This window comes from Demequina pilifera, assembly GCF_048814985.1.
GTDB lineage: Bacteria > Actinomycetota > Actinomycetes > Actinomycetales > Demequinaceae > Demequina.
On record NZ_JBMDTW010000003.1, the window covers coordinates 321,662 to 341,137 of the forward strand.

The window sequence follows — 19,476 nt, forward strand, 5'->3', positions numbered from 1 at the left end:
CAAACGGCGTCAACTTCGTCGGCACACCCGAGGCCGTGGACTACCCGCAAGACCTACTCAAAGCACTCGCAACATGGGCCATTGACGGCATGACCGTGAAGCCATCCGAGACGGAGGCCCGCTCATGACCACCCGCTACTACATGGACCTCGAGCAGAAGTCGCCCGAGTGGTACGAGGCGAGGCGCGGGATTGTCACGGCGTCCGTCGTTGGCCAGCTCGTCACCCCGTCAACCATCAAGGCCGCGAGCAACGACAAGTCCCGCGCCGTCGTCTGGGAACTCATCGCCGAGCGCATCACCGGCTACGTGTACCCGACATTCACCAACGACGACATGGCACGCGGCAACCTCGCCGAGATCGTGGCCCGCGACTGGTACTCACGCGAGCACGCAGAGGTGGTCGAGTGCGGCTTCGTTCGCATGGACGAGGACTGGGGCTCACTCGGGTTTTCACCTGACGGCCTGGTGGGCACTGACGGATTCATCGAGATCAAGAGCCCGCGACACAAGAGCCACTTGCAGACGGTCCTCGCCGACGAGATGCCGAACACCTACATGGCCCAAGTGCAGGCGGGCTTTCTCGTCACGGGCCGCAAGTGGGCAGATTTTATCTCGTGGCCGGGCGGCATGGCTCCCTACGTCAAGCGCATCTTTCCTGACCCCGAGTGGCACCAGGCGATCAAGGACGTCGTGATGTCTTTCGAGGCCCGTGCCGGCGCGGACATCGCCACCTACAACGAGCGCACGGCGGGGATGACCGTGCCCGAGCTCATTGAGCCCTACGCAGATATCGAGGTGTCTTGATGTCACTCCCTCACGGATATGTAATGCGAAGCCCACTTGACCGATTCGCAGACAAGATCGCGCTGACCGACTCGGGCTGCATCGTCTGGCTCGCAGGCGAGGCGGGCGCTGGCTACGGGAGTTTCTTCGCCGGGGGCTCACGGCGGGAGGGGCATGGACGCACGTCGGCGCACCGCTGGTCATACGAGTATCACGTCGGCCCCATACCCAAAGGCATGCACGTCGACCATCTATGCCGAAACCGCAAGTGCGTCAACCCCGACCACCTGGAGGTTGTGACGCCCCTAGAAAACGTGCGCCGGTCGCACGGTAACGCCAATAAGACCCACTGCCTGCGGGGGCACCCGCTGTCGGGAGAAAACCTCTACATCGTCCCGTCGACGGGGCATCGAATGTGCCGTGAATGCAAGAGCGCCACTAGGACGCGACTGACAGCCAAGCAGAAGCAGGAGGCATGACCATGGATATTAGCGACACTCTCGCCCCGGATAGCACGCAGCTCGATGCGGTCGAACTTGCGGGCTCGCCCCGCACGTTCCGAATCTCCGGCGTCAAGCAGGGCGACGCGGAACAGCCGGTGCACATCTCGTTCGACGGCTTCCCGCGCCTCTGGAAGCCGGGCAAGTCGATGCGCCGAGTGCTCGCCGCGTGCTGGGGGACAGACGCATCGGTGTACGTCGGCAGGTCCGTGAGGCTCTATTGCGACGAGTCCGTGATGTTCGGCAAGGACCGCGTGATGGGCACCCGCATCGAGGCCATGTCGCACATCGACAAGCCCAAGGCCGTGCCGCTGCTCGTCTCGCGTGGCAAGTCGGCCATGTTCACCGTGCAGCCGCTCAAAGTAGAGGACGCCCCCACCGAACCCACCGAGGCCGAGGTTGCTGCGTGCACCGATGACGTTCAACTCCGCGACTGGTGGAAGATCGCCAGCCCCGAACGCCGCGCACAGATCGAGGCACGGGGACGCGAACTCACGGCCGCATCGACTGAGGGGGGTGCGTCGTGAGCACGCGGCACACGTCGCCCCGTCGAATGAATGCGGGCACGACCCTGAGCGTCACGACCGACCTGCGCGACATGATCGACATCGCCGTGAGCCAGGAACGCGCACGAATCTCGCTCGCATTCGAGGCGGCACTTGATGCAAACCCGGTGCCGACTAGCGAGACCTACGTCGACGTGGCGGTGGCTAGAAGGGCGATCGACCGAGTCGCCAATGCAGTTCGGGATTCGATCCGGGACGGTGCCTAATGCCAACCCCGCGCACGATGCAGCACACGACCGTCAAGCCCTACTGCCCCGACCCCAAGAAGTACACCTGCGCATGGTGCGGGATTCAGGTGTCACGCGGGTCTGGCAAGGGTCGCACGTTCGACTGCTGCCAGGACTGCAAGGTCACCGAGTACGCGTTCGGGGGTGCGAAGTGAGCATCGAGCACCGCACCGTCACCCGCCCACCGTCCGACTGCCCCCGTGGCGCATGTCGCTCGAAGGGGTGTCCCGGCTATCCGCGAGGCGACGGCCGCAATCACGGCATCGCATCCGAGATGGTCAGCATGGTCGCAATCGGCCAGCACCACACCGGCCCCATCGCCGTGAACTTCACCTACTCCACCGGCATTTACCACGACCTCACGCCCCGCTCTCACTGGGGCAACCCGATGGCCTACGACATAGGTCACCACGCGACCGTCGCGCAACACCAGTACCAGCACGAGACGGGCGCTTGCGAATACCTGAACGGCGCAACCTGCTACTACGACGGCTCATCGTTGGCGGCAGATCGCTACCTCGAGGCCCTGAACCAGAGCGGCCCGAACTTTGTGTGGATGATGCTCGACCGATACCTGGTCGAGTTCGCCGCCGAGTTGGGCGAGAAGCCATGACTCCCCGAACCGTCACCGCCACCATCGTCGGCCTGACCAGTGGTGCCGCAATGGCTGCCGGTGCGCCCTGGTACGTGGTGCTCGGTGCGTGGGCTGTGTTGGGTGCGCTCGGGCTGATCGTGTGGGCGATGGACTTGCGGGGTGAGTCATGAGCAAGCGCGCCCTGACCACCGCCATAGCCGCAGTCGCTGTCACGTTCACCGCCGCATACCTCGCTGGGGTCATGGGTGCGCTCGTGATGGGGGCTGACGTGGATGCGTGTGTTGAGGGGGCTGACTGTGAGTGACGCAGACCCACAAGCGACCTGCGAGATCTGCGGCGGCGCGAACCCGAGCTGGCACGTGGACTCCGACCGCTGGAACACGGCCCTGTACCGGGGCGCCATTGCGTGCCCGTCGTGCTTCATCGAGGCTCATGAGGCGGCTACAGGCATGAGGTCCACATGGGCGCTCGTGCCCTCGACGCCGTTCCGCTGGATCGACGACGACGGACGACCGACGCCGTTCGGGGAGGTGCTGCGATGACCCCCGCCGAAGTTTGTGACATGTGCGCCGAGGACGCTCACGACCTGTGCACGGGCGGCTCATGCGGCTGCACCTGCGACGCACCCAAGGGCCTGTGCTGGGTCCACGAACAGCCGCACCCCTGCCCCTGCGATGCCTGGTTCGACTCGCTGAAAGAAAGGACGTTGCTCTAATGCAAACCCGACGACCAAACCCCGTGCGATTCGACCACCACGCACCCGCTGGACCTGACTCCGAACGCTGGGATGAAAACGCGGTCTGCAAGGACTCAGAAGATCCCGACATCTGGTATCCGAACCCGACCGACAAGCCCGCCGTCGAGAAGGCGAAGGCTCTCTGCGGCCTGTGCCCATCCGGTGACGCTTGCTTTGCCGGCGCGCTCGAACGCAGGGAGAAGTTCGGTGTCTGGGGCGGCGTTCTGTTCGACAAGGGCACTTCGCGCCAGGGAGGTAAATCAAGCAAGCGGCTCAGGGATCAACGTCGCTACTTTGTCGCCAAGTTGGAGCGCGAGGCCAGGCGTGATGCGGCCTCGGTTCGCAAGCCCAGGCCACGCCGCAAGACGGTCACTGAGCCCGACCCCGCGGCCGACCTTGAACGCGTCGCCGAGCTCGAAGGGCTCATCGAAGAACAGCGCGCCGAGTTGGACGCCGCCGTATTGCAGGCCCAGTCATGAGCGCCGACGACGAACGCGACGTATCCCGATGCCCCGACTGTGGCGACTGGCGCTGGGAACTCCTATGCCGCACCTGCCTCGCCATCGCATCAAGACGAGCACAACGAATCACCAGCCACGTCCACCTCATGGACGCCATCAACGAAAGAGGAATCGCAGCATGAACAATAACACCCTGAGCATCACCGGAAACCTCGGCGCCGACCCCCGAGTGAACGCCCTCAGCTCTGGAACCGTCGTCGGATTCAGCCTCGGATACACGCCTCGCAAGAAGGACGGCGACCAGTGGGTTGACGCCGGCCCGACGCTCTGGTTCGACGTGTCCGTGTGGGATGACATGGCCGAGTTCTACGCCGACCGCCTCCACAAGGGCACGCGCGTCACTGTCACCGGCCCGCTTGGCTCACGCGAGCACGACGGCAAGGTCTACACCACCATCCGCGCCGAGTCCATGAGCATCGAGAAGCCGCGCGGACAGTCGACACCCCGACCCACACCCACCTCCCAGCCCGCCAGCAACGACCCGTGGGGCAACGTTCCCGCGCCGAGCGCAGAGGACGAGCCACGGTGGTGAGAGACATCGACACTCGCATCGAGGCCGCACGGGATCGACTCGCATCGGCCGAGAAGGCGCTCGCCAAGGCCGAGTCTCGCTCTCGGGCCAACACTCCGGGAGGTCTCGAGAACTACGACTCCGCGATCCTGTCGGGCATCCGTCGCAAGCCGAACCCCAAGGCCGATGCGCGCAGGTTCAACGCCTACGCGGCTGAGGCTCAGTTGTCGCAGGTCGTCGTGGATGAGCGATCAACGCTGGAGAGGCTAGAGCGTCAGAAAGCCAGCGAGGAGGCCGATGCTGCATCACGGTCACGCCTCGACTTGAGCGAGATTCGCCCCGGCCACGCAGTACGCGACAAGTACGGCTGGCACCGGGTGGTCAAGGTCAACGCCAAGAGCGTCGCCGTCGAGACCGGTTACTCATGGACCGACCGCATAGCCAAGGACCAAATCATCGAAGCGCGGGCATTGACGGACGCCCCATGACCCCGCCAACCCGCCCACCTATGCCCATCCGGCCAACCCAGTGCCCCAACTGTCACCAGGACATCGCCGCAGCCATCGACCACCCCCAGTGCCCACGAACCAGGGACCGCGACCGGGAACAGGCGAGGGCTGATCGGGACCGTGCACGGCTCTGGGGCATCGTCGTGGACCCGAACGCGCGACTCACGGCAGACGACAGGTTGGCGCGACGACAGTTCGATGCGCTGCGACCGGGCGAGGAATGGGGAGGTGCTGATGAGTAGGAATCGCGCATCAGCCAAGGCCGCAGGGTCACGCTTCGAACGCCAGGTAGCCGACTACCTCAAGGGCGCACTCGACGACGACCGAATCGACCGGCGCGTAAAGCACGGTGCCAAGGACCGCGGCGATATTGCGGGCGTCAGATTCCACGGGCGCTCAATAGTCATCGAGGCCAAGGATTACGGCGGTCGCATTCAGGCTGGCCCATGGATTCAGGAAGCGCAGATCGAAGCCGGGAACGACGACGCCCTATTGGGATTTGTGGTGGCCAAGCGACGCGGGGTGACTAATCCCGGTGAGCAGTGGGTGCTAATGACTGTCGATGACGTTGTGAAGCTGCTGAACAGGGGCCAGGAATGAGGCGGGAAATGCAGTCGCCAAAGTTCGCTAATGTCGCGAATACGTGGGAGAATATAGACAGCCCCCGAGGTGCTGGAAACACACTCGAGGGCCTGACCCGCACTTCTGGTATCAGCAGAAAGGGGCTGAGATGAAGCCTACCGGACTAACGCACCCCACGCCTAGCGATGGAGCGGTGCCTTGATGGGGGCGCGCAACGTATCCGCCTGCTATGCGATGTGGGCCAGACTCCCGCACCCCGCGTTCAGGCTCCTTGTTGGGATGGCGCTCCAGTCGCTCGACAGTTCCTCAGAGAAGGGTCGACCACCGCGCCTGTGGTTCGGCGGGGAGGACGCTCTCGTGGAGTTGACGGGGCGCACTCGTAGGACTGCCTACGACGCACTCTCGACCCTCAAGAAAGAGGGCGCTATCGAGGCCCTGGATAACGGTCGCATGGGGCACCGCGCCGTGTACCGACTCAACCTCGATCCATCTGCCCAGGGTGCGGATTCCTGCACCCACCAGGGTGCAGATTCCCGTGAAGTTGGGTGCGAGAACTCGCACCTAAAGGGTGCGGAATCTCGCACCCCTAGGAACCACTAAGGATTCCGAGATGAATCACGCTAAGGAAATAAATCACCTAGGCAAGTACCTCACCTGCACCTGGGGTCGTCTGTGGATAACCGCGGGATTGTTCGATGTGTTGGGAGTGGAGTCATGAAGTCCACCTCCCACGTCTCATTCGACGGAATGTGCTGGCCGCACCCTCACGACCCCGGCGAGATCGAAGACCAGTTGCGTAACGGCGACGCGGAGAGCGTGCGCCTAACCGCAGCGTCCTACGTGTCCGCATACCGGCACCTGATCGAGATGCCCCAACGCGCCCGCAACGAGCGCATCGAACAACTCAAGCGAGAGATACGAGGATATGAGTCATGAACGACATCTTGAACATCAACTACCCACTGGGCGTCGCCACTGAAATGCCGACCGTCTACGTCAACGGTGTCTCGTACGTCACCTACACGGAAGCCAACCGCTTGGAACGCGATGAGGTAGCGAATGCGCCTGCGGTCGTGAACACGGTCGAAGAGTTGCGCGACCTCGATGCCGAACGGTTCCCCGGCTTCATTGCCCCCGGCGGCATGGTGTGCGAGACCGAGGGCGTGCAGACGTTCGGCGATGAAAGGATCGTCTCCGACTACCTCCCCGCTACAGTCCTCGCCCCCGTCACTCGCGCCTCGGTAAGCGCCGTCCAGGTTGCTCAGACCGTGCGCTTCCCATGCGAGGAACACGACAGCGAAGAGCACACGGAAGTCCCGAATGACTGCCCAGAGTGCGATGCGGTGTCGCTCATGGTCGTGCGCCAAGTGCTCGATGTGGCTGGACTGCCTATCGCATCCGGAGCCGAGGAAGAGTTCCGCACCGTGCAGCTCGCGTGGGGCGAGGTCGCGAAAATGGCGCTCGCTAGTGATCATGATCGCGAGTCACTGGCACGGCTGATCTGTCGAGCAACACACACGGACGGCGGAACCTGCCTCGCGCACGAGGTTCACCTAGACACCGCCGACGCCATCCTCGCGGCTGGCTTTCGGAGGGCGTCATGACCACCGAAGCCGCAGCGATGTACGTCGCCCACTACCCCGGTGGCGACTGGTCACAGGTCCCCGACCACCTCAAGCGCATCTACATCAAAGCCGCCGAGGAACGTGCCAACCCGACCCGGTGCGCCAACTGCGGATCGACGGCCGACTACCACGCCGACCGATCCAAGGACGGGTGCATGTGGGTCAGCTCGACACGCACCACACCCCCCGCCCAACCCATCACCGAGCCCATGGAGGGCGAGTTATGAGCAAGTCACCGATTGAACGAGCCGCTGAGGCCATCGAGCGCATCACCGAAGTCGACAACTACGGCAACGTGGCGACCGTCGCATTGGGAACACCACAGGATGCCCGACCCGCGCTCGCCCGCGCCGTGTTCGAGTCCATTGACGAGGCCACGTTCGCTCGCGTGATCGACGACCAGGACGAGTGGCACCCGGAAACACTGGCGGCATTACTCAAGGCAGCACTCCTCACTGGCGGCGAGTCGTGAGCGGGGAGTCGGTTGAGCCGACCATCGAGGAAGTGTGGCGCATGGCACGCCGCGACCACTTCCCGCATCGGTCGATGGACGAGCACATGGCGGCGCTGGACGCAGCCCTCGCCCGCATCGCCAGTGAGGCGGCAGAGGGGGCGTTGCGGGATGCGGCAGCGTGGGTGGCAGAGATCGACGGACGCGACGACGATGCCGCCGCCGACTGGCTCCGAGCTCGCGCCGACCGCCGAGCCGCCGAACGAGAGGGGGCTGGCAATGAGTGACTTCCCGTGGGACTGGCTACTGACCGCCGTGGGCGTGACCGGCTTCATCCTGGCCGGTCGTCGCGTCTGGTGGTCCTGGTACGTGAACCTCGCGTGCCAGGCGCTGTGGATGGCCTACGCCATCGTCACCGAGCAATACGGATTCATCATCGCGGCCCTGGTCTACACGGTCGTGTTTCTTCGCAACGCACTGGCATGGACCAAGGATCACCGCGCCGAACGAGAGGACCGCTCATGAGCACCGACAGCCTGGACTTGGACGCCATCGACCTGCCCGCGCTCCTACGTGAAGCCTCGAAGCGCGCCAAGTGGTATCAGACCGGCGAGGAACCGCTGCTGGTCGCGTCGGCTGAGGAGATCGAGCGCCTACGCCGTGAAGACGAACGCCTGACCCGTGAGCGCGATGCGGTGGTGGAGGCGGTGCGGACGGTTCACAAGCGCGAGTTGCCTCGCTGGCCAGGTGACGACCGAGGGGCGTGCGAGCACTGCACTCGAGGCGACGCTTACCCGGCTGTCATCTACCCGTGCCCAACCGAACTGGCCGTCGAATCGGCCGCTCGGGTTGGGGGTGCGGAATGAGTGCGCGGGACTACGGGCGCTTTGATCCACCCGATGAGTCCGAGACGCTGGACGCGCTCATGGATGGCGTCGACTGCACCGAGGCCATCGTGGGGGTGAGCGCGCACGAGATTGACGCCGCCCATGCCGTCGCGCTGGAACGAAACTTGATGGCCAACTGGCTCGATTCATTCAGCGACCACACCGACGACGACGAGTACCACCAGCTCGCCGAGTTCGTTCGACAGGGCGCCCACAACCCGCAAACCCCCACCAGCGGCGATTCTCGGGGTCTCTCACGCGATGAGGCTCAGAATCCGTCCGCACACACGTCGACGGACACAAGCGGCCCAGAGGCGGCAGATTCCGACGAGCCTTATGACCACCACCTGTTCGCCGGGCCGCACGAGGGATGCGCGTGCTGGGCATGTGGGCTCAAACGACAGTCAGCCGCAGCCGTGTCGCGAGCGCTCGATGACGTGATGGACACCGAGCGGATGAGAAAAGCAGCCCAGACCGCCGAAACCGGCATGGACTCATGTCGGCCCAGTCCCGAGAGTGAGGATGCGTGATGCGAGTCCTAGCGACCTATCAGAAGCCCAAGCGTCGGTCGCCGCGCCGATACCGCACTGAGTTCTCTACAGGTGCCCAGTGGATCGAGATGAGCACCTACCGCTGGCGCTGGTCGGCGCTGTGCATGGCCTGGCTCGACAGTCGCATCACCGGAAGCACTTACCGAGCCATCGACACGAAGGATCCAGCATGACCGACCCGAACCTGGCCGACGACCTGAGAGCAGCGGCAGATTCCCCGAGCGGCATCTTCCCGGCATGGATGAGCGACCACATGCGCCAGGAAGCCGACCGCATCGACGCAACCCGTGAGCGATGGGCACGACTGGCCGAGACGCCCACGCCCAAGAGTCGCAAGGGGCAGGCCGTGACATTCGCAATCATCAACGATGCTGAGGAGCCAGCATGACCGATAACGTGCACGGCAAGAGCGAGAGGCCATCTGCGGCCATCATCCAGCACCACATCGACGAAGTGATCAAGCTCTACCCCGCAGCCATCGACCTCGCCACAGGTCAAGCCGCATCCGGCGCCCTCGAGGACTACACCACAGGCGGCGGCGTGCACGACCTGTCCGACATCGTCAACGTGGCACTGTCACGCATCCTCGACGAGATCGACAGTGACGTGCGCTCATACGCCCGAATGCTCGACGACGCCGGCAGGACAGGCGTCACCGGGCACAGCGTCGTGGCGCTCGTCAAATGGCTCCGAATCCACATCGGATTCTTCACCCACGGAGACGACGCCCAAGTGGCCTACGAGTTCGAGTCAGACGTCGAGAAGTGGCACAACACGCTCGAGATGGCTGCTGATCCTGGTGGCCGCGTATCCATCGACACGGGCGAGAAATGCCAAGAGGACTGCGAAGGCTTCTACCGCATCACCATCGACCGCGACAAAGAAGTGCCCTACGACCTCGCCCTCGACCACCTGCGAGGCAAAGACGCACGCTGCTCCATCAACCCCCAGCACACCATCCTCGTGGAGATGTTGCCCATGGTTCGGCGATGGGTGGCAACGCACAAATGAGATCACGCGGACTAGGCGACGAGAGGGCGGCGCACGTTCGTGAGGCATACCCGCACGAGCGAGGCCAACCGCTGCTCACCACCGACACCGTGGCGAGGCTCATGGGGCTCACAACACGCACCGCACTAAGGCGACTCGGACACTCCGGGATAGTGGCTGCGAGACGTGGTGCACACGGTCGAATGTGGTGGCGACGCGCCGACGTAGAAGCACTACTTGACAACGAATCACACCCGTGTCATTCTGACGGGTAGAGAAGTGTCTGCAAAGCACTTCGACAAGCCCCGACAGCCACCCGCTGCCGGGGCTTTGTCATGCCGGCTGACCATTCGCCGCACACACTCTTCCCGCACTCACTCGGCACACACACCAACACGCCTTCGAGGCATAGACACGGGCCGTTCGTAAGCGGGATGCACCACCCATCGCAACCAAGGCAGGCGTCATGGATGACGACGAGCAGTGGCCAGAGACGGACTAGGTATGCCGGCACGTCTACGGGTGTGCTCGAGTCCCCACTGCCCCAACCTCCACGCAGGCACAGGCAAGTGCCCGAGCTGTGCGGCGGAGGCAGACAGGCAGCGCAGGCCCGATGGCAACCCGTACTCAACCCGAGGGCATAGGTACTTCCGTGCCCAGGTGCTAGCCAGGCACCCCTACTGCCAATGCCCCGGTGACTGCGGTCGGGTGCACAACGGCATCTGTGCCCAGCCCTCAACGGTGGCTGACCACTGGCCCCATGAACGGGATGACCTAGTGCAGGCAGGACTAGATCCCAACGACCCAGCACGTGGGCGTGGCCTATGCGCTCAGTGTCACGACCGCAAGACGGCTCGAACGAAGCCAAGCGGTTGGAACGCGCGCGACTGATCACGCTTGAGTCAATAAGGTCAAGCGTTGGCAATGTCATGTCTACCAGGGGGGATGCCCCTTGGCCACTCCCGTCCAAGACCGCCGGGGAGGGCGGTTTTGTTCTGTACGGAATTGGGGACTTCGATCCCCAAGCCCAAGTAAAGACCCCCGCACCAGTTAGAGCTGGCCGGGGGCGTGGCAATCGTCCGAGTGGCCGCTCGATCCCCTTCGATCCCCGCAATGGGGGTCACACACGTCGCGCAACGCGGCAAGGAGGCACCATGACCGACATCGACTCGATCCCCAGCGACATCGAAGCCGGGACTATCGGGTACTGGAAGTACCGCTCTCGTCAGTGGCAGAAGCGGTGTGACCGCTCCGAGCGCGAGAAGTCCGAGATTATCGGCGAGCTCAATGAAGTGCGCGCTCAGTTGCGCGACTTTGAGCGTCGCACTGGCAGGACCGCATCTGTCGCCCCAATCCGCGAAGAGACCCGCGCTCGCCGTGAGGCGATGGCGGCGGTCCGCTCTGGTGACGTTTACAGCGGCTTAAGTGCCGCACCTCGGGGCCTCTAATGCCTGGCCCGTCGCCGAAGGACCCGAGCCTGCGCGCCCGTCGCAACAAGTCTGCGACCCGCTCAACCCTGAGCCGCGACCACGACACGACCGCGCCCGAGCTGCCTGACCGCGACGATGGTTGGCACTCGATGACCCGCAAGTGGTGGGCTGACGTGTGGGCGTCTCCAATGTCTCCTGAGTGGGACGACTCGGACCAGCACAACGTCTACCTGCTCGCCATGATCTATGACGACGTGTGGCGCGCTGAGACCCCCCGTGATCGTCAGCAGGCTTCGGCTGAGTACCGGCAGCAGCGCAAGGATCTCGGACTCACGCCGTTCGACCGACGCCGCCTCGAATGGCAGATCGAACAGACCGAAGAGGCTCGCGACAAGGGCGAGAAGCGCCGCTCGACCACCGATGCGTCTCGACGTTCCGGCAAGGGTGACACCCGCGCGACCCTGCACGCGGTATGAGCACGTTCATCGTCCCTGACGATGGCCCCGACGCTGAGCCGTGGCCGTCTCTGGGCGGTCAGATATGCGACCTGATCGAAGAGCGCGCAGTGTTCGGTCCCGGTTCACTCAAGGGTGAGCCTGCCGCACTGGACGACGAGAAGCGTGCCGCCATTTGGAAGGCCTACGAGGTCTATCCGAAGGGCCACGATCTCGAGGGTCGCCGCCGTCACCGTCGTGTGCGCTTTTCGTGGCGCAAGGGTACCGCCAAGACGGAGTTCGGCGGCTGGATCACCTTTGCCGAGCTACACCCCGAGGGCGAGACTCGTTTCGACGGCTGGCGCAAGGTCGATGGCGTGTGGCAGCCGGTTGGGCGCCCCGTGCGTGACCCGTATATCCCGATGCTTGCGTACACGCAAGAGCAGGTGATGGAACTCGCCTATGGCGTGCTCTACACGGTATGCACCGAAGGACCCGACGCCGACCTGTTCGACGTGACCATGGAGCGCATTGTCCGCATCGGTGCGAATGGACGCGCTGACGGCAAGGCCGTCCCGCTTGCCACGACGCCTAACGCTCGTGACGGCGCGCGCACGACGATGAACTTCTACGACGAGACGCACCGTCTCACGCTTCCCTCGCAGGTTTCGGCCTACGAGACGATGGAGGCGAATCTCCCGAAGCGCCCGCTCGATGACCCGTGGTCGCTGGGTGTAACCACGGCTGGCGTTCCCGGTCAAGGCAGTGTGGCCGAGAAGGACAAGGACGAGGCCGAGGCTATTGCCCGCGGTGAGGTCGACGAGCCCGAGCTGTTCTACTTTCACCGCGAGGCCGCGCCGAATCACGACCTAACGACGCTCAAGGGCCGTGTTGAGGCCGTTCGTGAGGCGTCTGGCCCTGCTGTGGCTGAGTGGTCGGACCTGCGCGGTATTGCGAAGCAGTGGGATCGCCCTGGCGCTGATCTTCGCTACCTCGAGCGCACGTGGCTGAACCGTTGGACGCAGGCCGATGCGCAGGCGTTCGATGTTCAGGCGTGGCGTGACAATGCGCGCGAGACGGCCCGTCCGAACGCTGGTGCGACGGTCGCCATTGGCCTCGATGGGTCGATCTGGAAGGACACGACGGCGATTGTCGTCACGGACCTTTCCACTCGCATTCAGCACGCCTTCGCGCTGTGGGAGCCGGACGAGAACAACCCGGTCCTGCCGGACGACGTGGACCTCAAGGTTCGCGAGGCGTTTGACCGCTGGAACGTGGCCCGCATGTACGTGGACCCCGCGATGGGCTACGACAAGCTCGTGTCCGACTGGAAGGGCCGCTACGGCGAGAAGCACGTGCTCGAGTTCTACACGGACTCGCGCGGCAAGCTCAAGACGGCGTACATGTGCCGTCGCTATGACCAGGCCATTCGTGGCGGCGACTGCCTCAACGACGGCGATCCCGTCATGGCATCACACATCGGACACGCGCAGAAGCGCGACGCCAAAGTCGTGGACGACGAGGGCATCCCGATGTGGTCGATGACGAAAGAGCGTCATGACTCGCCCAACAAGATCGACTACGCGATGGCCGGCGGCTTGTCCTGGCAGGCGTACCTCGATGCGGTCGCCTCGGGTGCCGGCCAGGAAAGCCCGAACTACGTCTACTACTGACTGCCCGAGGAGGGTCAATGCTCACCGCTGACGCAGCCCTCACCAAGGCCACCAGTCTCCTTAACACGCTCGCGGGGCGTCGCGCCGAGATTGACCGTCTGAACTCCTACTACCTGGGCGACCAGCCGCTGGTGTTCGCGACTGACGAGTGGAAGAAGTTTCACGCCAAGCGCTACCAGGGATTCTCGGACAACTGGTGCGGCGTCGTGGGCTCTGCTCCTGGCGAGCGCACCGAGATCACCGGCTTTCGCGTCGGCAAGGACGTGGACCCGGTTTCGAGTGATGAGGCCGGACTGTGGGCCGATTGGGAGCGCAACGACGGTCCCGCGCAGGCGTCGCAGGGCTTCCTGGCCTCCACGGTCTCCAAGCGGTCGTTCGCGCTCGTCTGGGGCGACCCTGACGATGAGCCGGTGCTGACGTGGGAATCCCCGTCGCAGATGATCGTCGACTACGACGTCGAGAACCCTCGCAAGCGCCGCTACGCCCTCAAGGCGTGGACGGACGGCGACATGGAGTTCATCACTCTCTATGAGCCCGAGGCTGTGTGGAAGTGGGAGCGTCGCGCCTACGGGGTCACCAACGGTCGCACGCGCGCGGGACTGATTGTTCCCGGCTCGATGGGCGCCAACTTCACCGTTCGCCAGCCGGACACTGACGACACGTGGCCCGTGAGGAATCCGCTGGGCGTCGTGCCTGTCGTGGAGTTCGCGAACCGTCCCACGCTGGGCGGTGAGCCGATGTCCGACATCGCAGGAACCGCCGCGATGCAGGACGCGATCAACATGCTGTGGGCGTACCTGTTCGTTGCCGCCGACTATGCGTCGATGCCTGGCCGGGTAGTCACCGGGGCTGAGCCGCCCAAGGTGCCGATCCTCAACGACGCCGGGGATGTCATTGGCTCCAAGCCGGTGGACATTGACGCGCTCACCAAGGGCCGGATGCTGTGGCTCACGGGCCAGGGCGTCCAGATCGACCAGTGGGACGCCGCGAAGCTGGACGTCTTTCTCGAGGTCGTCAACGTGGCCGTGCGTCACATTGCGGCACAGACGCGCACGCCGATCTATCTGGTTCACGGCGAGCTCGGGAATGTCAACGGCGAGACGCTGACCGGACTTGACGCCCCGCTCGTTGCGAAGGTCAGGGAGGCGCACAAGTTCTACCAGCGCCCGACCCGCGAACTGTTCGCCCTCATGGCCCTGGTGCGCGATCAGAAGGCGCTCGCTCGTGAGTGTGCGCTGGGCACGATTCAGTGGTCTAACCCTGAGGTGCGTTCCGATTCGCAGGTGTCTGACGCGGCCCTTAAGGACGTGCAGGTGGGCATTCCGCTCCAGGCGGTCCTCGAGACCCGCTACGGGTACTCGCAGCCGAAGATTGCGCGCATTCTCCAGATGCGCGATGCGGAGATGGGCGGCTTCGAGCGGATGCCGACCGATCCCCCCGCCGACGCTCCCGCGGAGTAGCCCGTGGCGCTCCAGGCGACGCCGGCCGTTGCTCGCGAGTACGCCGCAGCCCAAAGACGCGAGATCGAGACAACCACCGAGCGCATGTCGCGGCTGTGGAACCGTGTGGGCGACGATTTCTCGTCAGGATTCGAGCGGGTCGCACCGCAGATGATCGCCACGATGAACGGCGCGCAACTGCGAGCCGCCGAACGCGCTCAGTCGTACATTCCGGACGTTCTTGAGGCAACCGGCCAGTCCCGTGCGAACCGCCCACGCTTCGAGATTGAGCCGCGCCAGTGGGTAGGCACAGCGGGCGACGGTCGCCCGACCGAGACCCTCGCATACGGAGCGGTCACAACCGCCAAGGACTCCATCTCGTCAGGCGCAACCGTTCGTGAGGCGCAGCGTTCCGGCGGTCAGTTTCTCGCCCTCGCGATGCAGACCCTCGTGGCCGACACGGCTCGAGGTGCTGAGAGTGCGTCGACCTATGCGCGCCCGGTGTCTGGCTATATCCGTCAGATTCAGGGCGAGACGTGTGGCCGTTGCATCATCCTGGCGGGCAAGTTCTATCGCAAGAATGCAGGCTTTCAGCGCCACCCTCGCTGCGACTGCGTGCACATCCCCGCTGCCGAGAACATCGCCGGAGACCTGACAACCAACCCGAACGCCTACCTCGACTCGCTGGACGAGAAGGGGCTACAGAAGGCGCTCGGGTCGAAAGCCAACGCGCGTGCATATCGAGAGTTCGGTGCCGATTCCACGCAGCTCGTGAACGCCTACCGACGTTCCGGCGGCATCAAAACCGCTCAACAGTACGGGCGCACGATCCGCTACACCACCGAGGGCACGACCGTTCGCGGCGTGGCCTACTCGCAGATGTCCCGAGTTCGCGCACTGTCCGCGACCGCACGTCGGGGTGGCCGCTACCGGGAGGTCGTGGCACCGCGGCTCATGCCAGAGAGCATTTTCTCTCTGAATCTCAGCCAAGAACGTACCGAGCAGATGCTCCGCGACTTCGGCTGGCTCGGCTACACGCCGCGCACCTTCTAGACCTCGCTCACCGGCAAGCGGTGGGCACGTAACCCGCAACGGGAGACACCATGCTCAAGTTCGACTGGCTCACGCGCGCCGGAATGCTCATCCTCAACGACCCGCCCGCACCCGGCGGCGGCGATCCCGCACCCGCCGATCCGCCCACGCCAGACCCGGCACCCGAGGCGACCGACCCCCCGGAGCCTGATCCCGAGGGTGCTGACGACCTCGGAGACAAGGGCAAGAAGGCCCTCGACGCCATGAAGGCAAAGGTCAAGGAGGCTAACTCCAAGGCCACCGCCGCTGCGGAGGAGCGCGACCGACTCAAGGCCGCAGCCGAAGGCCGCGAGGCCGAGTGGGAAACCGAGCGCAAGGCCGAGAAGGAGCGCGAAGAGAAGTTCCGCGCCCGCTACCTCAAGGCCGAAATCAAGGCCGCCGCCAAGGGCGTCCTCGCAGACCCCGAGGACGCATTCAAGTTCCTCGACCTCGATGACTTCGAGGTGACCGAGGACGGCGACGTCGACACCGACGCCATCGCATCGGCACTCAAGAGTCTCGCCGAGCGCAAGTCGTACCTGGCCGTGCAAGACGGTCCCAGGTTCAACGGGTCTTCGGACTCTGGCCCTCGCAACGACGGCCCCAGGCAAGTCACGAAGGACCAGCTCTCCACCATGACCCATGCCGAGATCGACAAGGCGCGCCGTGAAGGTCGCCTGGATCGCCTCCTCGGCAAGAACTGAAAGGACTAGGCCATCATGGCTGTCACCAACTTCATCCCAGAGATCTGGAACGCGAGCATTCTCGCCGAGTTCCAGCAGAGCGCCGTCGCGGCTGCTCTGACCAACTCCGACTACACCGGCGATGCCACCAAGGGCAACACCGTCAAGGTCACCACTCGCGTCCCGGTCGAGATCAAGGACTACAAGACCGGCGTCGTCATGGACGATCAGGCAACGCCGCAGCCCATTCCCCGCACCACCGCCCCCGACACCGTGTCGACCACTCAGGTGGACCTGCTCATCGACCAGGAGAAGTCCTTCGACTTCCTGATCGATGACATCGACCGGGCGCAGGCCGCGGGGAGCCTCGAGACGTTCTCGCAGTCTGCCGCAAGTGGACTGGTGGAGGACGCGGACAAGTTCATCCTCGCTCAGCTCTACGCGGCGAACTCGCCGCTCACCGCCTCGGCGATGACGACCCCTGTGCAGGCGTGGAACAAGATCCGCGACCTCAAGAAGGCGCTGGACAAGGCCAAGGTTCCTCAGGCTCAGCGTGTGCTCGCGATCAACGCCGAGTACGTCTCGCTGCTGATGGACCACGAGTCGAAGATCACGAGCGTGGACACGTCGGGCACTCCGGCTGGCCTGCGCGACGCGACGCTCGGCCGCATTCTCGGGTTCACCGTCTACCAGTCGGAGAACCTGCCGAACGTGGCCAAGCCGCAGGCAATCGCTTGGCACACCTCGGCTTACGCGTTCGTGTCGCAGGTGACCGAGACGGAGGCGATGCGTGCGGAGCGCACGTTCGCCGACCGCCTGCGCGGCCTGCACGTGTACGGCGGCAAGCCCGTTCGCTCGACCGCCATCGCGGCGTTCACCGCCTCCTAAGGAGTAACTGATGGCACTCGCCCCCCTCGCCACGACGGCCGATCTGGACGCCAGGCGCATCGACACGTCCGACATGGACCTCGCCGATGCCCTGCTCGCATCCGCGTCCGCTGGCGTGCGCGAGGGGGCCGGGTGCTCCATCACCGCCGTCACGGGCACCATCACACTCGACGGCGGCGCACGGCGATCCATCGGCCTCCCCGGCTGGGCCGTCCGCAATGTCTCGTCCGTGCTGTGGGATGGGTCGGCGGCGTCAGACTGGCGTCTGCGTGACGCCGCACTATTTCGCCCCGCCGGATGGGGAGACGACTACGACCCGCCCGAACTGACGGTCACCTACACGCAGGGCGTTGATGAATGCCCCGCCGACATCGTGGATCTCGTCTGCTCGCTCGTCGCGGCCGGCATGGTACGCGCTGAGGATGGATATGACCCGAGGCGGGGCGTCTCGTCAGAGCGGATCGACGACTACCAGATTTCGTTCACGCGCGGCGCTGACGAGGTTGTGGCCCCGATGCAACTCCCGGAAGGAACGCGTGCTTGGCTATCTGTTCGCTTCGGCGGCGGTGTGCACGTAACGCAGGAGCGGGCATGAGCGCCACCAGCGCTACCCGCAGCGGCCGTCGCGCTGCCGAGCGTCAGATGACGGACACGTGGACGGTGTACCGCGTCGAGCCCGCGTGGAACGACACCACGGGCGACTACGAGGACGTGTCGACCACGGTTTACGACGGCCCTGGCCAGTGGCAGACGTTCGAGTCGCACGAGCAGTCCCCCGAGGCTGGTGGGCACTCGTTTACGGTGACGCGCTCGCATCTCAAGCTTCCGTTCACAGACACGAGCGCCGACGTTCGCGCCGATGACGAGGCCGTGTGTACCGCCTCGCGCATGGACCCCGAACTCGTGGGATCGAAGGTGCGTATCGCCGCACGGTCGCCCAAGACGTATCGCACGGCCCGCAAGTTTCCCGTCGAGGAGGTGCAGTGATGCCCACCGACGTTTCGCAGGTCCGTGCGTTCTCTAGCGATCTGGCAAAGGCTGGCGCTGTTGCCGCTCCCCTAGTGCGCGCTGTCGTCATGAAGGGCGCGGTGAACGTCAAGGCCGCCATGCGCGAGGACATGCAGGACTCGCTTCACTTCAGGAGCATCGCCCGCTCTATTGACTTCGACGTGGCCGCCGAACGTGACGGCTTTTCCGCTGAGATCGGCCCGCGTCACGGAGAGGGCGAGCCCGGAAACCTGGCCAACATCGCCTACTTCGGAACCTCTCGCGGCGGCGGCACTGTCCGTGACCCGCAGGAAGCGCTCGATGAGGAAGCCCCGAAGTTTGAGAAGGCTTTGGGCGATGTTCTTGAGGGTCTGATCTGATGCGCGACCACCTCGCAGCCATCGCGGCTCTGATCCCTGCCGGCATTCACGTCTACATGACCGAGGCCGACCGTCCCGACTATGACCCGGCTGACTGGTCCGCTGAGTGGACGGCCGAGCAGCGCGAAGCCTGGACTCTCCCCGACCGCTACGTGATCCTCTCTGCGCCGACGATGCCCGAGACGTCCATGACGATCAACGGCACACGGCGTCACATCTCGTCCTATGTGCAGGTCAAGGCCGTGGGCACGAGCGACCGTCAGTCGCGGTGGGTTCATGAGCAGGTCCGCACCGCCTTGGACCCGGTTGGCGGCGCACGACCTGTCGTCGAGGGCTACACCACGCACCTGCACCTTGGTCCGACCGGCATTCACACCGTGGACCGTGACGTGACCCCGCACCGTTTCTGGGCTTCCGATTCGTACCGCTACTCGGCCAACCCGCTCTAGGAGAACT

34 protein-coding genes are annotated in these 19,476 nt (G+C 64.7%); all 34 read left to right on the forward strand.

Features of this window, described 5'->3' with window-relative positions; all coding sequences use genetic code 11:
• Positions 1-124: 124 nt before the first annotated feature.
• The 34 genes from ACNI14_RS06800 to ACNI14_RS06965 all read left to right on the forward strand — a co-directional run bounded on the left by ACNI14_RS06800 (position 125) and on the right by ACNI14_RS06965 (position 19,469).
• Complete coding sequence (locus ACNI14_RS06800; RefSeq protein ID WP_420519200.1) at positions 125-805, forward strand: lambda exonuclease family protein; 681 nt, start codon at positions 125-127, stop codon at positions 803-805.
• Positions 806-828: 23 nt separating this feature from the next.
• Complete coding sequence (locus tag ACNI14_RS06805) at positions 829-1,263, forward strand: HNH endonuclease signature motif containing protein (protein ID WP_420519201.1); 435 nt, start codon at positions 829-831, stop codon at positions 1,261-1,263.
• Positions 1,260-1,811, forward strand: a complete 552-nt coding sequence (locus ACNI14_RS06810; RefSeq protein WP_420519202.1) for a hypothetical protein — start codon at positions 1,260-1,262, stop codon at positions 1,809-1,811. Before ACNI14_RS06805 ends, ACNI14_RS06810 begins: the two co-directional genes overlap by 4 nt.
• Entirely contained in the window at positions 1,808-2,056 is a 249-nt protein-coding gene (locus ACNI14_RS06815; RefSeq protein WP_420519203.1) for a hypothetical protein, read from the forward strand. The genes ACNI14_RS06810 and ACNI14_RS06815 overlap by 4 nt, the downstream gene beginning before the upstream one ends.
• A 17-nt stretch (positions 2,057-2,073) precedes the next feature.
• Complete coding sequence (locus ACNI14_RS06820) at positions 2,074-2,232, forward strand: hypothetical protein (RefSeq protein WP_420519204.1); 159 nt, start codon at positions 2,074-2,076, stop codon at positions 2,230-2,232.
• A gap of 128 nt (positions 2,233-2,360) precedes the next feature.
• A complete protein-coding gene (locus ACNI14_RS06825; protein WP_420519205.1) occupies positions 2,361-2,690 on the forward strand; it encodes a hypothetical protein in 330 nt (109 codons plus the stop codon).
• Positions 2,687-2,842, forward strand: a complete 156-nt coding sequence (locus tag ACNI14_RS06830) for a hypothetical protein (protein WP_420519206.1) — start codon at positions 2,687-2,689, stop codon at positions 2,840-2,842. The genes ACNI14_RS06825 and ACNI14_RS06830 overlap by 4 nt, the downstream gene beginning before the upstream one ends.
• A gap of 126 nt (positions 2,843-2,968) precedes the next feature.
• Positions 2,969-3,214 (forward strand): hypothetical protein, encoded by a 246-nt coding sequence (locus ACNI14_RS06835; RefSeq protein WP_420519207.1) that lies wholly within the window; start codon positions 2,969-2,971, stop codon positions 3,212-3,214.
• Positions 3,215-3,410: 196 nt separating this feature from the next.
• Positions 3,411-3,887: a WhiB family transcriptional regulator gene (locus ACNI14_RS06840; RefSeq protein ID WP_420519208.1), complete on the forward strand. Its 477-nt coding sequence runs from the start codon at positions 3,411-3,413 to the stop codon at positions 3,885-3,887.
• A gap of 160 nt (positions 3,888-4,047) precedes the next feature.
• Entirely contained in the window at positions 4,048-4,461 is a 414-nt protein-coding gene (locus ACNI14_RS06845) for a single-stranded DNA-binding protein (protein WP_420519209.1), read from the forward strand.
• Entirely contained in the window at positions 4,458-4,928 is a 471-nt protein-coding gene (locus tag ACNI14_RS06850) for a hypothetical protein (protein WP_420519211.1), read from the forward strand. The genes ACNI14_RS06845 and ACNI14_RS06850 overlap by 4 nt, the downstream gene beginning before the upstream one ends.
• A gap of 255 nt (positions 4,929-5,183) precedes the next feature.
• Positions 5,184-5,549 (forward strand): hypothetical protein, encoded by a 366-nt coding sequence (locus ACNI14_RS06855; RefSeq protein WP_420519212.1) that lies wholly within the window; start codon positions 5,184-5,186, stop codon positions 5,547-5,549.
• A 696-nt stretch (positions 5,550-6,245) separates the two neighbouring features.
• Positions 6,246-6,467 carry a hypothetical protein gene (locus tag ACNI14_RS06860; RefSeq protein WP_420519213.1) on the forward strand — a complete coding sequence of 74 codons (222 nt, stop codon included), beginning with the start codon at positions 6,246-6,248 and terminating at the stop codon, positions 6,465-6,467.
• The gene (locus tag ACNI14_RS06865; protein WP_420519214.1) at positions 6,464-7,135 is read left to right on the forward strand and encodes a hypothetical protein; all 672 of its coding nucleotides are present in this window, start codon (positions 6,464-6,466) and stop codon (positions 7,133-7,135) included. Before ACNI14_RS06860 ends, ACNI14_RS06865 begins: the two co-directional genes overlap by 4 nt.
• Entirely contained in the window at positions 7,132-7,383 is a 252-nt protein-coding gene (locus ACNI14_RS06870; RefSeq protein WP_420519215.1) for a hypothetical protein, read from the forward strand. The genes ACNI14_RS06865 and ACNI14_RS06870 overlap by 4 nt, the downstream gene beginning before the upstream one ends.
• The gene (locus ACNI14_RS06875; RefSeq protein WP_420519217.1) at positions 7,380-7,628 is read left to right on the forward strand and encodes a hypothetical protein; all 249 of its coding nucleotides are present in this window, start codon (positions 7,380-7,382) and stop codon (positions 7,626-7,628) included. Before ACNI14_RS06870 ends, ACNI14_RS06875 begins: the two co-directional genes overlap by 4 nt.
• 41 nt (positions 7,629-7,669) lie before the next feature.
• Positions 7,670-7,894 carry a hypothetical protein gene (locus tag ACNI14_RS06880; protein WP_420519218.1) on the forward strand — a complete coding sequence of 75 codons (225 nt, stop codon included), beginning with the start codon at positions 7,670-7,672 and terminating at the stop codon, positions 7,892-7,894.
• The gene (locus tag ACNI14_RS06885) at positions 7,887-8,132 is read left to right on the forward strand and encodes a hypothetical protein (protein ID WP_420519219.1); all 246 of its coding nucleotides are present in this window, start codon (positions 7,887-7,889) and stop codon (positions 8,130-8,132) included. Before ACNI14_RS06880 ends, ACNI14_RS06885 begins: the two co-directional genes overlap by 8 nt.
• Positions 8,129-8,473 carry a hypothetical protein gene (locus tag ACNI14_RS06890; RefSeq protein ID WP_420519220.1) on the forward strand — a complete coding sequence of 115 codons (345 nt, stop codon included), beginning with the start codon at positions 8,129-8,131 and terminating at the stop codon, positions 8,471-8,473. Before ACNI14_RS06885 ends, ACNI14_RS06890 begins: the two co-directional genes overlap by 4 nt.
• Positions 8,470-9,024 (forward strand): hypothetical protein, encoded by a 555-nt coding sequence (locus tag ACNI14_RS06895; protein ID WP_420519221.1) that lies wholly within the window; start codon positions 8,470-8,472, stop codon positions 9,022-9,024. The genes ACNI14_RS06890 and ACNI14_RS06895 overlap by 4 nt, the downstream gene beginning before the upstream one ends.
• Positions 9,024-9,218 carry a hypothetical protein gene (locus ACNI14_RS06900; RefSeq protein WP_420519222.1) on the forward strand — a complete coding sequence of 65 codons (195 nt, stop codon included), beginning with the start codon at positions 9,024-9,026 and terminating at the stop codon, positions 9,216-9,218. The genes ACNI14_RS06895 and ACNI14_RS06900 overlap by 1 nt, the downstream gene beginning before the upstream one ends.
• Positions 9,215-9,433 carry a hypothetical protein gene (locus ACNI14_RS06905; RefSeq protein WP_420519223.1) on the forward strand — a complete coding sequence of 73 codons (219 nt, stop codon included), beginning with the start codon at positions 9,215-9,217 and terminating at the stop codon, positions 9,431-9,433. The genes ACNI14_RS06900 and ACNI14_RS06905 overlap by 4 nt, the downstream gene beginning before the upstream one ends.
• Positions 9,430-10,056, forward strand: a complete 627-nt coding sequence (locus tag ACNI14_RS06910; RefSeq protein WP_420519224.1) for a hypothetical protein — start codon at positions 9,430-9,432, stop codon at positions 10,054-10,056. The genes ACNI14_RS06905 and ACNI14_RS06910 overlap by 4 nt, the downstream gene beginning before the upstream one ends.
• Positions 10,057-11,189: 1,133 nt before the next feature.
• Positions 11,190-11,483 carry a hypothetical protein gene (locus tag ACNI14_RS06915; protein WP_420519225.1) on the forward strand — a complete coding sequence of 98 codons (294 nt, stop codon included), beginning with the start codon at positions 11,190-11,192 and terminating at the stop codon, positions 11,481-11,483.
• Positions 11,483-11,941, forward strand: a complete 459-nt coding sequence (locus ACNI14_RS06920) for a phage terminase small subunit (RefSeq protein WP_420519226.1) — start codon at positions 11,483-11,485, stop codon at positions 11,939-11,941. Before ACNI14_RS06915 ends, ACNI14_RS06920 begins: the two co-directional genes overlap by 1 nt.
• Positions 11,938-13,572 carry a terminase large subunit domain-containing protein gene (locus tag ACNI14_RS06925; RefSeq protein WP_420519227.1) on the forward strand — a complete coding sequence of 545 codons (1,635 nt, stop codon included), beginning with the start codon at positions 11,938-11,940 and terminating at the stop codon, positions 13,570-13,572. Before ACNI14_RS06920 ends, ACNI14_RS06925 begins: the two co-directional genes overlap by 4 nt.
• A 17-nt stretch (positions 13,573-13,589) precedes the next feature.
• Entirely contained in the window at positions 13,590-15,032 is a 1,443-nt protein-coding gene (locus ACNI14_RS06930) for a phage portal protein (RefSeq protein ID WP_420519228.1), read from the forward strand.
• Positions 15,033-15,035: 3 nt separating this feature from the next.
• Positions 15,036-16,064, forward strand: a complete 1,029-nt coding sequence (locus tag ACNI14_RS06935) for a hypothetical protein (protein ID WP_420519229.1) — start codon at positions 15,036-15,038, stop codon at positions 16,062-16,064.
• A 50-nt stretch (positions 16,065-16,114) separates the two neighbouring features.
• Positions 16,115-16,786, forward strand: a complete 672-nt coding sequence (locus ACNI14_RS06940; protein ID WP_420519230.1) for a phage scaffolding protein — start codon at positions 16,115-16,117, stop codon at positions 16,784-16,786.
• A 15-nt stretch (positions 16,787-16,801) separates the two neighbouring features.
• The gene (locus ACNI14_RS06945; protein ID WP_420519231.1) at positions 16,802-17,653 is read left to right on the forward strand and encodes a P22 phage major capsid protein family protein; all 852 of its coding nucleotides are present in this window, start codon (positions 16,802-16,804) and stop codon (positions 17,651-17,653) included.
• A 10-nt stretch (positions 17,654-17,663) separates the two neighbouring features.
• Entirely contained in the window at positions 17,664-18,248 is a 585-nt protein-coding gene (locus ACNI14_RS06950; RefSeq protein ID WP_420519232.1) for a hypothetical protein, read from the forward strand.
• On the forward strand, positions 18,245-18,640 hold the full coding sequence (locus ACNI14_RS06955; protein WP_420519233.1) for a DUF6093 family protein: 396 nt from the start codon (positions 18,245-18,247) through the stop codon (positions 18,638-18,640). Before ACNI14_RS06950 ends, ACNI14_RS06955 begins: the two co-directional genes overlap by 4 nt.
• Positions 18,637-19,020, forward strand: coding sequence for a hypothetical protein (locus ACNI14_RS06960; protein WP_420519234.1), 384 nt, complete (start codon positions 18,637-18,639; stop codon positions 19,018-19,020). The genes ACNI14_RS06955 and ACNI14_RS06960 overlap by 4 nt, the downstream gene beginning before the upstream one ends.
• Positions 19,020-19,469 carry a hypothetical protein gene (locus tag ACNI14_RS06965; RefSeq protein WP_420519235.1) on the forward strand — a complete coding sequence of 150 codons (450 nt, stop codon included), beginning with the start codon at positions 19,020-19,022 and terminating at the stop codon, positions 19,467-19,469. Before ACNI14_RS06960 ends, ACNI14_RS06965 begins: the two co-directional genes overlap by 1 nt.
• Positions 19,470-19,476 lie beyond the last annotated feature (7 nt).